Source organism: Aeriscardovia aeriphila, from assembly GCF_002259595.1.
In the GTDB taxonomy this organism is placed as follows: Bacteria; Actinomycetota; Actinomycetes; order Actinomycetales; family Bifidobacteriaceae; genus Aeriscardovia; species Aeriscardovia aeriphila.
On the sequence record NZ_MWWU01000002.1, the window covers coordinates 127,144 to 140,975 of the forward strand.

Sequence of the window (13,832 nt, forward strand, 5' to 3'; positions counted from 1 at the left end):
ATGCCAATCGTTGATATTGACTGGCTCAAAGAGCATGTTGACGTTCCTGCAGACCTCACCGTCGAGCAGCTGAGCCAAGACCTCGTTCGTATCGGTCTGGAAACCGAAACCATTCACCGCTCTTCCGTGACCGGGCCTGTGGTGGTTGGCCGCATCGTTGACTTCGTCAAGGAGCCGCAGAAGAACGGCAAGACGGTGTCCTGGTGCCAGGTCGATTGCGGTGAAGAGCACAACGTGAAGGAAGAGGACGGTACCACTCGTCTGCGCGGCATCATTTGCGGCGCTCCGAATGTGGAGAAGGACGCCCTGGTGGTGGTCGCTCTTCCTGGTGCCGTTCTTCCTGGTGACTTCGCCATTTCTGTGCGCAAAACCTACGGCCACAAGTCGGAGGGTATGTGCTGCTCCGCCCGCGAGCTGGGCATGGGCGATGACCATCACGGCATTATCTTGCTGCGCGAAGAGGGCTTCTCTCAGGAGGAGTTGAAGAATATCAAGCCTGGCGATGATGCGCTGAGCTTGCTTCACCTCAACATTCCAACGCTTGAGATTAACATCACGCCAGATCGCGGCTACGCCTTCAGCTACCGCGGTGTTGCGCGCGAATATCACCACTCCACCGGCGAGCCTTTCACCGACCCTATTCCTGAGCTTGCCGCTCAGGCTCCTCAGGTTGAGGCAGGACACCAGGGTGATGTTGAAGCTGCCATCGAGGATGACAACCCTATCCACGGTGTGGTGGGTTGCGACCGCTACTACCTGCGCGCAGTGCGCGGTTTCGACCCGAATGCAAAGACGCCAAACTGGATGCGTCGCCGCCTGATTCGCGCCGGTGTTCGCCCTCACACTTTGGCTGTGGACGTCACCAACTACGTCATGCTCGACTTGGGTCAGCCTTTGCACGCTTACGACTTGGATAAGCTCGTCCCACCGATCGTGGTTCGCCGTGCTCATGAGGGCGAGAAGCTCGTCACTTTGGATGGTGAGGAGCATGTGTTGAGCGTGGAAGACCTCGTCATCACTGATTCTCCGAATGGTGAGCGTTCCTCGCGTATTCTTGGCCTTGCCGGTGTGATGGGCGGCCAGTATGGCGAAATCACTGCTGACACCAAGAATATTTTGGTGGAGTCGGCTCATTTCGATACGGTTTCCATAGCTCGTACTGCTCGTCGCCACAAGCTTCCTACCGACGCTTCGCATCGTTTCGAGCGCGGTGTGGATTATGCGATGCAGCCAGCTGCAGCTCAGGATGCTATTCACCTTTTGACTCGCTATGGCCAGGGCGTTGCTTCTGATAATCCAACGGACCTCAACACTACGAAGGAACCGCAGCCGATCGCCTTCAAGGTGAGCGAGGTGAAGCGCCTTGCTAATCTCGATACCTCTACTGAGGATATTGCCGCCATTTTGGAGGATATCGGTTGCACGGTTGCCGGCGGTGGCAATGGCACCTTCATCGTCACTCCTCCTACATGGCGTCCAGACCTCACCATCGCTCCTGACCTGGTGGAGGAAGTAGCTCGCCTGGTTGGTTATGACAAGATTCCGACTCGTATTCCGTCGGTTCCTGTGGTGAACCCTGGTTTGACGCCATTCCAGGCTCGTCAGCGTAAGGTCGCTGCAACGCTTGCTGAAGCTGGTTTGGTGGAGACGCTCAGCTACCCGTTCGTCGGTGAGAAGGACTTTGAGGAGTTCGCTCTCAACGCCGAGCAGGTGAAGGGTGAGTCGGTTGAGGTGCGTAACCCTCTGGCTGGAGATCGTCCGTTCATGCGTACGAACCTTCTCTATACTTTGGCTCGCACTGCTCAGCGCAATCTTCGTCGTGGCATGCGTAACGTCCAGATTTATGAGATTGGTCACGTGTACCGTCAGGATCCTAACGCTCCTGCCATTCCTGCTCTGCCTGGTTCGGTCAAGCCAAGCGAGGACCAGCTCAAGGCTTTGGAAGCTGGCCTTCCTGCTCAGCCGTTGCAGGTTGCTGCTGTGCTGACTGGTGAGGCTGTTGCCCCCGGCTGGTGGAAGGATTCTCGCGCTATCGACTGGTCGGATGCTGTTGCTCTGGCTCGTCGTGTGGGCGAGCGTATCGGTGCTGAACTGAGCATGGCAAGCCTTGATGAGGCGACGAACTTGCCATCTGATTTCAATGCGGGCACCTGGCATCCAGGCCGTACTGCAGTGGTGAGCTTCAACGGTGTTTACCTGGGTGTTGCCGGTGAGCTCCACCCTGAAGTGAACAAGACTTTGGGCTTGCCGGAGCACTCCGCTGCCTTCAACCTCGACTTGACGGCGCTGTTCGACACCTTGTCGCTGCAGCCACTGCAGGCCAAGCCGATTTCCACCTTCCCGCCAGTTCGTGAGGATCTGGCCTTCATGGTGGAGGAGAAGGTGAGCGCTCAGCAGCTGATTGACGCCATTCGTCGTGGTGGTGGTGAGTCTCTGGAGTCTGTCGAGCTCTTCGACGTGTACCGTGGCTCTGACTTGGGTGAAGGCAAGAAGTCCTTAGCCTTCTCGGTGGTGTACCGTTCTGATTCTCAGACTCTCACCGCAGCCCAGGCGAAGGAGATTCGCGCTGCTATCGTCGCTGAATGCGAGAAGGACCTCAACGCCGTTCTGCGCGTCTGATGCGCGATTGAGCAGCTTCGCTGGTAGGTTTATACGCCCGTTTGCTCAGCACTGGTAATCTGGGGAGATTATCAGCATGCTCAGTAAACGGGCGGTTTTTTATCAGCAAGCATCCAGCGAAGTTTCATAGGATACTGGTATTTTGTAAGGGTTGGCTCTTAGTGTCAGAAGTGAATTCTGAGCGAAGCGGAAAGGGGAGCTATGTCGGATAATGAGAATCTCAACCCAGTGAAGGGTGATTCGGGAGAAACTCCTCGTAATACTGAGCTCAACAATGCTGAGCAGACGGGTGCTGAGCAGACGGGTGCTGAGCAGACGGGTGCTGAGCAGACGGGTGCTGAGCAGAGTGGCGTTCAACAGGCGGAAAATTCTGCGCCGGCTGCTACCCACGATGACGCCCCTCAGGCGGCCGTGCCTCAGAATTCTGCTGCCAGCGAGCCTCATCAGGCCGAGCACAATGCTGAGCACAATGCCGAGCAGCAGGACGAGCGCGTGGACTTGGGCCGCTTGGAAACGCAAGAGCCGTCCTATGGTCAGATGAGCGCGCAGTATGGCCCGAATTACAATCCGTATATTTTCGGCGCTCCTGAGCCTCAACCACAGCCTCAGAACAATAATCGCCCCCAGCAGCAGAATTTCTTCGGTTTTAATGGCAACCGTCCGGATATGAACCAGAACGGCAATGGTTACGGTCCTCAAGGTTTCGGCTCGAACAATTATGGCCCAAACGCTCAGTTTGGTTACGGCCCGAACAACTATGGTCCCAACCCTTATGGTCCACAATTTGGCCCGAACCCTTACGGCCCTCAAGCTGGCCCGCAGGGCCCTCAGGGTCTACAAGGTCCTCGTGGCCCGCAAGCGCAAGGTCCGCAAGGCCCTCAGGGTCCACAGGGCCAGCCGAACCAGCCAGGCAACCAGGATCAGCCACAGAACAGTGGTGCTCGTAACCAGCATGTTCCACAAAACGGCCCGTTCGGTTTCAACCCTTATGAGCCGCAGGATGGCTTTGGCCCACAGCCAGGCACTTTTGGCCCCGGCCAGTTCCCACCTCGCGCATACGGTCAGCCTGGCCCACAGGGTCAGCCGGGCCCACAGGGTCCTCAAGGTCCGCAAGCTGGTCCTCAAGGTCCTCAAGGTCAGCCTGGCCCCAACGGCAGGCCGCAGCCCGTCGCCTACGACCAGTTCCTGCGCCCGTTCAACCCTGATGACCCGAACCAGAACCCGGTGTATGGCCGCTGGGATATGTGGAGCATCATCGCTTTCATCCTGAGCTTCTACACCTACTTCGCATTCCTGAGCTTGCCGCTGGCCATCATGGCTGCTCGCCGTGACAAGGTTCTTCACATGAAGGGCCGCGGCTTGGCTATCGCTGCCATCGTCTTGTCGGTGATCGGCTTGATCGTCATGCTGCTCGTCACTTTCGGCGTTCCGATCCCCGGGCTGAGTTCGCTGCTCGGTGCTGTCGCTAATGGCGCACAAACAGCCAGTTTCCTAACCGTCTGACAAGTTGGAGGCCCCTCGTGGGCCTCTTTTTGTATGAGGAGCTCGCATGAACACAGCAGTTTCCTACGACCTTTCACTCTCTGATGCGTGGGCAGCGGGCCTCGCATCCCTTGAGATTATCAGCGCGAACGAAGCCCTCCGCCTTCACCATGCTCTCCAGCGCATTGGCCGAGACTGGCCAGCTGATTCCTCCCCGCGCTACGACGAGCTGGCTAATCTGTTTAATCACCTCGACGCCCAGCTGGTTTCTCTCATGCGTGAGGATGAGGACGAGCAGCTCGCGCTCGATTTTCTCGCCACTCGTTCGGCAACTGCGCGTTATCTGAGTGTGGGTCGAGCCCTGTTGCGCGCGCATGCTCAGCACATTGTTCGAGCGCTGAACGATGTGAAGCACAGTTTGTTAACGCAAGCAGGTAAGGCGTTGTCGCTCAGGATTATCATTCCTGTTAATCTCAGCCCAACTCTTGCAGCCCAAGCGCTCGTCGGCTGGGCGTACCAGTTTGCCGACATGGCCGAGCAGCTGGTAGCTTGGCGAGCTCACGCCGACCGTTGCCCGGTGACCGTGGGGGAGGGTGCGGGCATGCTTTTCGAGCAAGACCCGAGGCCCTTGGCTCGCGCGCTTGATTTTTCAGCGGTTTCCTCGTGTGCTGCCCGAGAGTTGAGCTCGACTGCGGCAAGCCCAGAGGAGGAGCGATTTTTCGTGTTGACCGGCCAGGTTAAAGCTTTGTGCCGCGAGTTTGAGCAGCAGGTGCAGCTGTGGGAAAACGTGGGGTTCGTCAAGCGTGCGGGCAATTCGGAACAAGTCAGATCAGCACAGACCAGCCCGGCACAAGGTGAGCCTGCACAAGGTGAACCGGCACAAGGTGAACCGGCACAAGGTGAACCTACTCTTCCTCATGATGACTCTCACGCTCTCATAGTCAAACTTACCGCACTGGCTCATATGGTTGAGCGGCTGGAGTGGGATGAGCCTGGCTGCGAGAAGGCCTGCTCGTGGAAGCTCGCTGCGCCGGATGTGGTGGCGTGGCTTGTGGTTCACCAGTATGTGCATCCCACGCTTGCCGAGCAGGTGGTGCTCAAGTTTTTGGAAGATCGCGATACCAGCTCAGCTCAAGCTGAAAGCGCTGAGGTCGCAGCCTCGCGCGCCTCAGAAGCTCCGCGCACCTCAGAGTCTCCCAGCACCTCAGACGCGCCAAGCTCAAAAGAATGCGAGCAGATGCTCCTTGCGGCTGGTGTTGCCCCAGCTGCGATGACAGGCAAGCTACCGGTGAGCGCGCTGAAAAACCTGTGGAGTGCTGCAGGAAGCGTTGAAGCACATAAGAGCTTGGGAGGAAGTGCTGCCAAGCGCGTGGACGAGCAGATCAAAGAGCTTGCGACACGCCCATGAGCTTCGTCTGTCATATCGCGGGCGTATCGTCTTGCAACGATGAGAAACGCAAGTGTGACGGTGAGCGCATGCGCCACCCAGGAGAGCAGCCGAGCAGCCTCGGTTGTTTTTGCATTTGCTTTTCGTGATTGCGTAGTGAAGCAGAGACCGTAAGGTTTCTGCTTTTTTTATGCCGAAAAAGCTCGCTACAGCAATCACTCAGTAGTTGCACCCAACTACTGCAAACCCATACGTCGGGCAGGCCGGTGGTCACCCGATAAGGAGATGAGGTTGATGAACGAAGAAAAGAAGAATACCCAGGCGAAGCTGAGCTTCGCAGATATGACCAAGCAGCAGCGTTGGGTTGTTGCTTCGACATCCTCCGGCTTCTTGCTGGAAAACATGGATATCATGTTCCTGAGCTTCTCGCTGACCATGATTATCGCGAGCTTGGGAATTTCTAAGGCAGAGGCTGGCCTGATTTCCACTATCACGAACCTCGGTATGCTTGCCGGTGGTTTGATCTTCGGCATTTTGGGTGACAAGCTCGGCCGCGTTCGCACTTTCTCCCACACCATTTGGATTTTCGCCATTGCGACCGCTCTGACCTTCTTCGCCCATAACATTTGGCTGCTCTACATTCTGCGCTTCCTCGCAGGTGTGGGTGCAGGCGGCGAGTACGGCGTCGGCATGGCAATGATCGCTGAGAACTTCACTCACCGTTACATGGGCCGTCTCACTTCTCTGGCAGCCATCGGCGGTCAGGTTGGTTCCATTCTCGCAGCTCTTCTCGCAGCATGGATTCTTCCTACTTTCGGCTGGAACGCGCTGTACCTGGTCGGTATCGTCCCCGTCATTTTGATCTGGTTCGTCCGCCGTCACGTCAAGGAATCTGATACCTTCCTTGAGGCTCAAAAGCAGGCTCAGGAAGCCACCGCCCACCACGACGCTTCTCACAAGATCTCCTTCTCTCGCCTCTTCGCCACTCCAGCTCTGGCCGCTCAGACCATCGGCCTGACCATCATGGCCATCATCCAGATCGCCGGCTACTTCGGCTTGATGAACTGGTTGCCAAGCATCGCACAGGCTCGTCTGAATCTCTCCGTCACCAAGTCCAGCTTGTGGATGATCGCCACAATCATCGGTATGTCTCTGGGCATGGTCGTCTTCGGTTGGGTTATGGACAAGTTCGGCCCTCGCTGGTCCTTCGGAATCTTCCTGCTGGGTTCTGCTTGCGTCATGTTCTCCCTGCTCTCCGTCAATAACATGGTTCAGCTGCTGCTCGCTGGCGCGCTGATCGGCTTCTTCTCCAACGGCATGTTCGGCGGCTACGGCACGGTGATCTCCCTGCTCTACCCAACAGAGATCCGCTCTACTGCTAACAACATGATCATGAATATTGGTCGCGCTGTGGGTGGTTTCTCCTCTCTGGCAATCGGCGCGATGATGGACGCTTTCAACAACCTCTGGATTGTGATGGGCTCTTTGGCTGGCATGTACGTCCTCTCCTTCCTGGTGATGGTCAGCCTTCCTGGCATCAAGCGCCTGACTGCTCTCAAGGCTCAGGCTCGCAAGGGCCAAGAGGATGCCCAGGTTGGTCTCGCAGTAGAAACTGCTTGAGAGGAGGGAACGATGGCTGAAACAACAGAAAATATGCTCGCGATCTCTGCTCACGCTCAGCTTTTGGCAGGGGAGGAAACGCCCCAGATTACCAGGCCAAGCTCAACCCGTCCTGACAATCTCAAGAAAGGCGGTGTTGTTTCTGACCCGCGCCTTGGCGTCGAGCTGCCGGGCTTAAAGCTCAAAAACCCTGTTATGCCAGCTTCGGGAACGTGCTGGTATGGCCAGGAAATTGCCCGCGACTACGACCTCAACAGGCTGGGAGCCATCGTTCTCAAAACCACAACCTTGCGCCCGCGCGAGGGAAACGGCCAGCCTCGCCTGCTCAAAAGCGGCGAGGAATGGATGAACTGCAACGGTTTACACAATGTTGGCGTCGAGCAACTCCTCGCCGACAAGCTGGTGTGGCTTGAGGAAAACTATCCCGACCTGCCGGTAATTGCGAGCGTTGCCGGCAATAGCGTCGAAGAATACGAGCAGGTGGCAACAAAACTCAACAAGTCGAGCCATCTTGCAGCCCTCGAACTCAATATTTCTTGCCCGAACGTCAAAGCTGGCGGCCAGGCCATGGGCGTTGACCCTGAGGTCGTCGAAGAGCTGACTCGCCGTTGCGTGCAGGCAAGTTCCAAGCCGGTGTACGTCAAACTCACGCCAAACGTTACCGATATCACGACGATCGCACTGGCCGCCGAGCGTGGTGGGGCAGCGGGCTTGACCATGATTAACACGCTGACGGGTTTGCGCTTCGACCTTGCCAGCCGCAAGCCGATTTTGTCGAATGTGACCGGCGGTGTGTCTGGCCCTGCGCTGAAGCCGATTTGCTTGAGGCTTATTCACCAGGTTCGACAGGTTTCCGATATCCCGATCATTGGCGTCGGGGGTATTACGAGCGCCGAGGATGTTCTGGAATACCTCATCGCTGGTGCTCAAGCTGTTCAGGTGGGTTCAGCATCCTTCACTGACCCGCTGGCATTGCCCAAGATTATCAGTGCGCTTCCGCTTGTCATGGATCAGTATGGCATTGATAATCTCAGCACACTAAGGGGAGAATGATGAGAAGATACGAGCCGATTGTTGCCATCGACGTTGCCAGCGAAAAAGAAGCTCTCGCTCTCATGGACACGCTCAAGGATTCGGGCGAGGCCAACCATGACATGCCCATCCTCAAGATCGGCATGGAGCTGTATTACGGCGTCGGCCAAGAGATGGTGAAGCAGGCTAAAGCTCGCGGCTTCCGCATTTTCCTGGATTTGAAGCTGTACGACATTCCGAACACCGTGCGCCGAGCCATGGCTGCTATCGGACGCTTGGGTGTTGATTTCACCACGATTCATGCGGCTGGCGGCTCTGAAATGCTCAAGGCTGGTTTGGAAGGTTTGCGGCAGGGTGCGCAGGAGGCTCATGTTGAGCCTGCCCAGCTCCTCGCCATCACTCAGCTGACCAGCATTGACGAGCAGATTTTGCACGAGCAGCAGCATGTGGATTTGTCGCTGATTGAGTCGGTGCAGAACTATGCGCGCTTGGCTGACGAGTGTGGTCTGGCTGGTGTAGTCTGCTCTGCTCAGGAGATTGCGGCCATTCGCGAGGTCACTCGTGATGACTTCTTGTGCGTGACTCCCGGTATTCGCCCTGCTCACTACCAGAAGGATGACCAGAAGCGCATTGTTACGCCGTTCCAGGCGCATCAGCTGGGTTCGAACGCCATCGTGGTGGGCCGTCCGATCACGCAGTCTGCCGACCCGGTTGCCGCTTACCAGACCATTCGCCGCGAGTTCATCGGCTGAACGCTGGCTCGCCGATCCCAGGTCGCCCGCTGGCCACTGGCCCGCCCATCCGCGTGGTGGCCTGCCGGCCCGCCCGCACATATTCGTACTCAAGAAGGAAAAATGACGAACACAAACTCCGTTAACGCTGAGAACTCTGCAAGTGCTCAGAACGCCGCAAGCGTTGAAAACACTGCTAACGCACAAGCTGCCGAGGCTAACGCACAGGCCGCCGAGGCAAACGCTCAGGCCCACCAGATCGCCGCTGATCTGCTGTCCATCCAGGCTGTGACCTTGCGCCCGAACGATCCCTTCGTCTGGGCTTCGGGCCTGCATGCGCCTATTTACACTGATAATCGTTTGACTATCTCTTACCCGCAGGTGCGCACTCACATTGCTCAGGCTTTAGCGGCTCTCATCACTCGCCAGTTTGGTGAGGTGGATGTCATTGCTGGCACGGCAACGGCAGGCATTCCTCACGCTGCTTGGCTGGCAGCAGAGCTCAACAAGCCGATGATCTACGTGCGTTCTAAGCCGAAGGATCACGGCCAGGGCCGCCAGATTGAGGGCACGATCACTCCTGGCGCTCGTACGGTGGTTATTGATGACCTGATCTCAACGGGCGGCTCAGTTCTCAAGGCTGTCAAGGCTGCCGAAGGCGAGGGTGCGAAGGTGCTTGGTGTCGCCTCGATTTTCAACTATGAGCTGCCGGAAGCTCGCGAAAACTTTGCTGCTGCTGGCATGCCCTACTTCTCTGCAACAAGCTATTCGACGCTGATTTCTGAGGCCATTGCTCAAGGTTTCGTTGACGAAGCTGATCGTGAGGTTCTCACTGCCTGGTCCAACGACCCTGAGGGCTGGTCTTTGGCTCATGGTGGCGAGCCTTTGGCCTGAATTTCTCCAGATTATCAGTCCGCTTCATCAGCCGCAGCCGAGCATCCGCTTCGCTGCGGCTTTTTCATCTGCCCTGGCAATTTGGCAGAAGCAGTATTCAGAGCTAGCGTTGCTCTCAGGAGGTAGCGATGGAGTATGTGATTCTGCTCGTCATATTGGGCTTGTTGGTGTGGTTTATTGTGCTCCTCGTTCAAGAAATCAAGCGTGAGCAAGCAAAGATGCCAGAAGAAAAAGCCTATGATGCCGCCGTGCGAGAGTATGAACGCCGCGTACACGAAGCAGAGAAGCTGTATAACAAAGCGCTCAAAGCTCACGATAGGCGAGTGGCAGCAGCCCGATGGCAGCATGAAAAAGCGCAGAAAATGGGCGATGGCTACGTGGACTCCATCATCGGCAAAGAAGGAAAAATCGAAGTCCACAAACTCTACATCACCACTCCACAAGGCCGATACCCGCTTGACCCTTCCGTGCGCGCAGAAGTAGACACGGCAGGTGCCATCGCTGTGAAATCACGCACAACACTGACCCGTGTCGCCACCGGAGCTGTACTCTTCGGTCCCATAGGCGCACTCATCGGTGCCAGCGCCAAGAAAAACACGGTGATCGATACCCGCCAGCTCTTCCTCGTGATTGAAAGCGACGCCTTCGCTGCAGCACTCACTTTGAACCCCGACCAAGCCAGCCAAGCACACGCCTTCGCAACCAAACTTCTGCAAACAGCCAAACAAGTGCCCGTTCTCAAGGCCGATCAGAAGAGAATGCTCGAGGAAACTCAAAAGAACATAGAAGAGGAACAAGCAGACCGACGCGAGATTAACACCGCCAGCCACAACCTCACTCTCATTCAAAACGACACGCAAACTGTGGATGCTGCCAAACGAGCAGCGGACGCTGCCATAGCTCGCAAAACTGGTGTGGTTCCACAGAAGCACAACCGTTAGCGAACGCGCGTCTTATCCAAACGGCGAGTGAGCACATCGCCCACCAACTGAACGATAAGAACCAACAGAAGAGTGAGCACGGTAGCCATCACCGTCACATCCGTGTTGAAACGGTCATAGCCATACGAAATAGCCATCGTACCCAAACCGCCAGCGCCAACAGCACCAGCCATAGCTGTTAATCCTATGAGGTTAATGACGGTGACTGTCGACACACGAAGCAACTCGGCTCGCGCTTCCTTCAAGTACACCGTGGTGACAATATCCATCGTGGACGCGCCCACCGACTGCGCCGCCTCCACAATGCCCGGATTCACCGTCTCCAAAGCAACCTGAACCTGGCGGGCGAAGAAGGGGAAAACACCCAAAGAAAGCGGTACCAAAGCAGCCTTCGCACCAATCTGAGTGCCAATCAAAGCCTTCGTAAACGGCGCCACAAAAGCGAGCAAAATAATGAACGGCACCGCGCGGAACACATCCACCGTCTTGCTAATCACAATGTTCCACTTGCGCGACTCATGAATGCCGCCCTTACCGGTCAACACCATGCCAATACCAGCCAACAGACCAGCAATACCGCCAAAGAAAGCCGACCAGAAGGTCATGAACAACGTCTGAACAATAGCGGTACCCCAACCGGTTTCGCCATACCAGCCCAAAGCGAGAACATTAGGAATCCACTGTTCCAGGAAATCTTTCATGCCACACGCTCCTCAGAAGAATCGTCAGCTCCCTCATCATCAGAACTGACCAGCGACGAGTCCAACTGCTGCGCATCAATATCCATCGACGCCAAATAATCCGTCGCCTGCTTGAGCTGCTGCGCATCACCCGTCACCAAAATGATCAGAGTGCCAATCAACTCACCATTCAACACATCAACAGAGCCGTACAGAATACTCGACTCAACGCCAAAACGACGGTACAACTCGAGGGTTGCCGACTGGTCGACATTATCCACACCATACGTCAGCTGGAAAAGCCTCTGGTTCGGCTTCAAACCACCCAAATGGTAAGCGGCCAGAGAGCGCTCCGTCTCACTCGAACCACCCACGAACTCGCGTGTCATCGCCTGGCGAGGGTGCAACACCACATCGCGCAAAGCGCCACGCTCCACCAGCTCACCGTGCTCCATAACAATAATGCGATCGCAAATGCGCTTCACCGCATCCATCTCGTGAGTGATGAGAACAACCGTCACGCCCAAACGACGGTTCAAATCCTTGAGCAAATCAAGAATCTGAATAGTCGTTTGCGGGTCCAGCGCCGAAGTGGACTCATCCGAGAGCAACACCTCAGGGTTATTTGCCAAAGCGCGCGCAATAGCAACCCTCTGCTTTTGGCCACCAGACAGCTGAGCAGGGTAGGCATTCGCATACTCTTCCAAGTGAACGAGCTCCAAAAGGTGGCGAACGCGCTGCTCGATGTCACTTTCACTAAGCTCACTGTGGCGCAAAGCAAAAGCGATATTGTCGGCAATGCTCGACTGGTTGAGCAGGTTAAACCCCTGGAAAATCATGCCCACGCGGCGGCGCAAAGCACGCAGTTCGCGAGGCTTAATCACCGTGCCATCGTCAAAAATCGTCTTTTCCAAAACGCGCACACGCCCAGCACTCGGGGTCTGCAGCAAATTGAGCGTACGAACCAGCGTTGACTTTCCGGCTCCGGAAAAGCCAATCACGCCCAGAATTTCACCCTTATGCAGCTTCAAACTGGCGTCATGGACGGCGGTCGTATCACCAAAGCTGACGCGCACGTGGTCGAGTTCAATGACCACATCACTTTCGTTGTTCATTCGCTCCCGCTTTCCTAGCTCAACTATTCGGCGTGCTGATCTTCCAAACGCTTCAAATACTCGCCGAATGCTGGCAATGTTCTCCCGCCGTATGCGCGGCGAATCACAGTGGCAATCTCGTCGCTTTGGTAGCATTCCACCACTTTGGCGAACAGATCGTTGTGGGCGTCCTTCTTACGCGCGGCAATAATGTTGAGCCACTGGTGAGAGCTCGCATCCACAGGCTCCGTCGCGATGGCCAAGCTTAACGGAGTGTTCGACGAAGCGGCAAAGTCGTCGTTAATAACCGAGCCTGCCACTGACTCGAGTACGCGGGGAGTTTGGTCTGGCGGCACCTCTTTAATAGTCAATTTCTTAGGATTATCAGTAATCGACGCCACCGTAGCCAAACCATTTTTTGGCAGCTTCACGGAAATCAGGCCAGCGTGCTGCAAGGTGAGCAAAGCTCGAGATTCATTCGTTGCGTCGTTGGGAACGGCGATAGTCGAACCGCGAGGAATATCCTGCACCGAAGAATACTGGCGAGAGTAGAGGCGGATCGGGGCAATAACCGTCGTGCCAATCCCCACGAGGTCAGCATGGTTCGCCTTATTCCAAGCGTTCAAGAAGGCGTAATGCTGGTAGGCGTTGAGGTCAATATCGCCATTTTGCAAGGCTTGGTTGGGTTGGTTGTAGTCGGTGAAGTTCTTAATGCTCACCGTAATGCCATAACGGTTTCTGGCAATCTTGGAAACGGCGGCCCACACCTGCTGAGTAGCCGAGCTCAAGCCTGCCACGCCAACAGTGACGTGCTTGCCAGAAGCGGAGGAAGAAGCAGAAGAGTCCTGGTTGGGATCCATCAAAACGATGTCACCGGAGTGCGGGCTAAAACTCAGCCAGGCGAGTGCTGCGATCAGAAGGGCAGCAATACCAGAAATAATGAGCTTTTTCTGGCGACGAAAGTGTCTCATCATACTTCCCCAACTAGTGAAACGACTATGGTGTTCAATTCTGCTCGAATACAAACGAAGAACTAGTGTACGGGGTTCTGACCCTTTTGCCTAAAACGAAATACACGAGTTATCAGAAAAGCTGATAACGGGCGCGGGGAGAGGTTGGGCTGGGTGAAGGCGCGGGCTTCGAGGTCGCGTTCGGTGAGGTTGGGCTCTCTTGGCAGGGGCGCGCGCAAGATTATCACGCAGTGATAATCTCAAAAAAATGGGGAGCGCTGTGGCAAAGAATTGGCTATTTTCTGCGGATTTGCTGAGCTGAAAAAGTGGCGTGTGCTGTCGGGCTGTACTGAGAGAATGAGAACTCGTAAACTCATACGCCGAGAGGCCGAAGGGCAAAAG

The 13,832-nt window shown here is 56.0% G+C and carries 11 protein-coding genes; 8 read left to right on the forward strand and 3 right to left on the reverse strand.

Annotation, left to right across the window (positions count from 1 at the left end; translation table 11 throughout):
• From pheT to AEAE_RS01635, 8 genes are all read left to right on the forward strand, one after another.
• Positions 1 to 2,619 (forward strand): phenylalanine--tRNA ligase subunit beta, encoded by a 2,619-nt coding sequence (gene pheT / locus AEAE_RS01600; RefSeq protein ID WP_094689427.1) that lies wholly within the window; start codon positions 1 to 3, stop codon positions 2,617 to 2,619.
• A 201-nt stretch (positions 2,620 to 2,820) separates the two neighbouring features.
• Entirely contained in the window at positions 2,821 to 4,122 is a 1,302-nt protein-coding gene (locus AEAE_RS06815; protein WP_179373189.1) for a DUF4190 domain-containing protein, read from the forward strand.
• 46 nt (positions 4,123 to 4,168) lie between these two features.
• Positions 4,169 to 5,509, forward strand: coding sequence for a lyase family protein (locus tag AEAE_RS01610; RefSeq protein ID WP_094689428.1), 1,341 nt, complete (start codon positions 4,169 to 4,171; stop codon positions 5,507 to 5,509).
• Between the two features lie 273 nt (positions 5,510 to 5,782).
• Positions 5,783 to 7,108, forward strand: a complete 1,326-nt coding sequence (locus AEAE_RS01615) for an MFS transporter (RefSeq protein WP_094689429.1) — start codon at positions 5,783 to 5,785, stop codon at positions 7,106 to 7,108.
• Positions 7,109 to 7,120: 12 nt separating this feature from the next.
• Positions 7,121 to 8,161, forward strand: coding sequence for a dihydroorotate dehydrogenase (locus AEAE_RS01620; RefSeq protein ID WP_244569583.1), 1,041 nt, complete (start codon positions 7,121 to 7,123; stop codon positions 8,159 to 8,161).
• Positions 8,158 to 8,892 carry an orotidine-5'-phosphate decarboxylase gene (pyrF, locus tag AEAE_RS01625; RefSeq protein WP_244569584.1) on the forward strand — a complete coding sequence of 245 codons (735 nt, stop codon included), beginning with the start codon at positions 8,158 to 8,160 and terminating at the stop codon, positions 8,890 to 8,892. Before AEAE_RS01620 ends, pyrF begins: the two co-directional genes overlap by 4 nt.
• 102 nt (positions 8,893 to 8,994) lie before the next feature.
• On the forward strand, positions 8,995 to 9,765 hold the full coding sequence (gene pyrE / locus AEAE_RS01630; RefSeq protein WP_094689431.1) for an orotate phosphoribosyltransferase: 771 nt from the start codon (positions 8,995 to 8,997) through the stop codon (positions 9,763 to 9,765).
• Positions 9,766 to 9,893: 128 nt separating this feature from the next.
• Positions 9,894 to 10,706 (forward strand): hypothetical protein, encoded by an 813-nt coding sequence (locus tag AEAE_RS01635; RefSeq protein WP_094689432.1) that lies wholly within the window; start codon positions 9,894 to 9,896, stop codon positions 10,704 to 10,706.
• On the opposite strand, the gene AEAE_RS01640 is transcribed toward AEAE_RS01635, so the two are convergent.
• Genes AEAE_RS01640 through AEAE_RS01650 form a run of 3 tightly spaced genes read right to left on the reverse strand, consistent with a single transcriptional unit; the run spans position 10,703 to position 13,454 of the window.
• Complete coding sequence (locus AEAE_RS01640; protein ID WP_094689433.1) at positions 10,703 to 11,407, reverse strand: methionine ABC transporter permease; 705 nt, start codon at positions 11,405 to 11,407, stop codon at positions 10,703 to 10,705. The two genes, AEAE_RS01635 and AEAE_RS01640, sit on opposite strands and share 4 nt — an antisense overlap.
• Positions 11,404 to 12,501: a methionine ABC transporter ATP-binding protein gene (locus tag AEAE_RS01645; protein ID WP_094689434.1), complete on the reverse strand. Its 1,098-nt coding sequence runs from the start codon at positions 12,499 to 12,501 to the stop codon at positions 11,404 to 11,406. Before AEAE_RS01645 ends, AEAE_RS01640 begins: the two co-directional genes overlap by 4 nt.
• 23 nt (positions 12,502 to 12,524) lie before the next feature.
• The gene (locus AEAE_RS01650; protein WP_211277515.1) at positions 12,525 to 13,454 is read right to left on the reverse strand and encodes a MetQ/NlpA family ABC transporter substrate-binding protein; all 930 of its coding nucleotides are present in this window, start codon (positions 13,452 to 13,454) and stop codon (positions 12,525 to 12,527) included.
• Positions 13,455 to 13,832: the final 378 nt, after the last annotated feature.

Coding starts and splice junctions, on each gene's coding strand:
- pheT (WP_094689427.1), top strand. CDS start 1: ATGCCAATCGTTGATATTGACTGGCTCAAAGAGCATGTTGACGTTCCT.
- AEAE_RS06815 (WP_179373189.1), top strand. CDS start 2,821: ATGTCGGATAATGAGAATCTCAACCCAGTGAAGGGTGATTCGGGAGAA.
- AEAE_RS01610 (WP_094689428.1), top strand. CDS start 4,169: ATGAACACAGCAGTTTCCTACGACCTTTCACTCTCTGATGCGTGGGCA.
- AEAE_RS01615 (WP_094689429.1), top strand. CDS start 5,783: ATGAACGAAGAAAAGAAGAATACCCAGGCGAAGCTGAGCTTCGCAGAT.
- AEAE_RS01620 (WP_244569583.1), top strand. CDS start 7,121: ATGGCTGAAACAACAGAAAATATGCTCGCGATCTCTGCTCACGCTCAG.
- pyrF (WP_244569584.1), top strand. CDS start 8,158: ATGATGAGAAGATACGAGCCGATTGTTGCCATCGACGTTGCCAGCGAA.
- pyrE (WP_094689431.1), top strand. CDS start 8,995: ATGACGAACACAAACTCCGTTAACGCTGAGAACTCTGCAAGTGCTCAG.
- AEAE_RS01635 (WP_094689432.1), top strand. CDS start 9,894: ATGGAGTATGTGATTCTGCTCGTCATATTGGGCTTGTTGGTGTGGTTT.
- AEAE_RS01640 (WP_094689433.1), bottom strand. CDS start 11,407: ATGAAAGATTTCCTGGAACAGTGGATTCCTAATGTTCTCGCTTTGGGC.
- AEAE_RS01645 (WP_094689434.1), bottom strand. CDS start 12,501: ATGAACAACGAAAGTGATGTGGTCATTGAACTCGACCACGTGCGCGTC.
- AEAE_RS01650 (WP_211277515.1), bottom strand. CDS start 13,454: ATGATGAGACACTTTCGTCGCCAGAAAAAGCTCATTATTTCTGGTATT.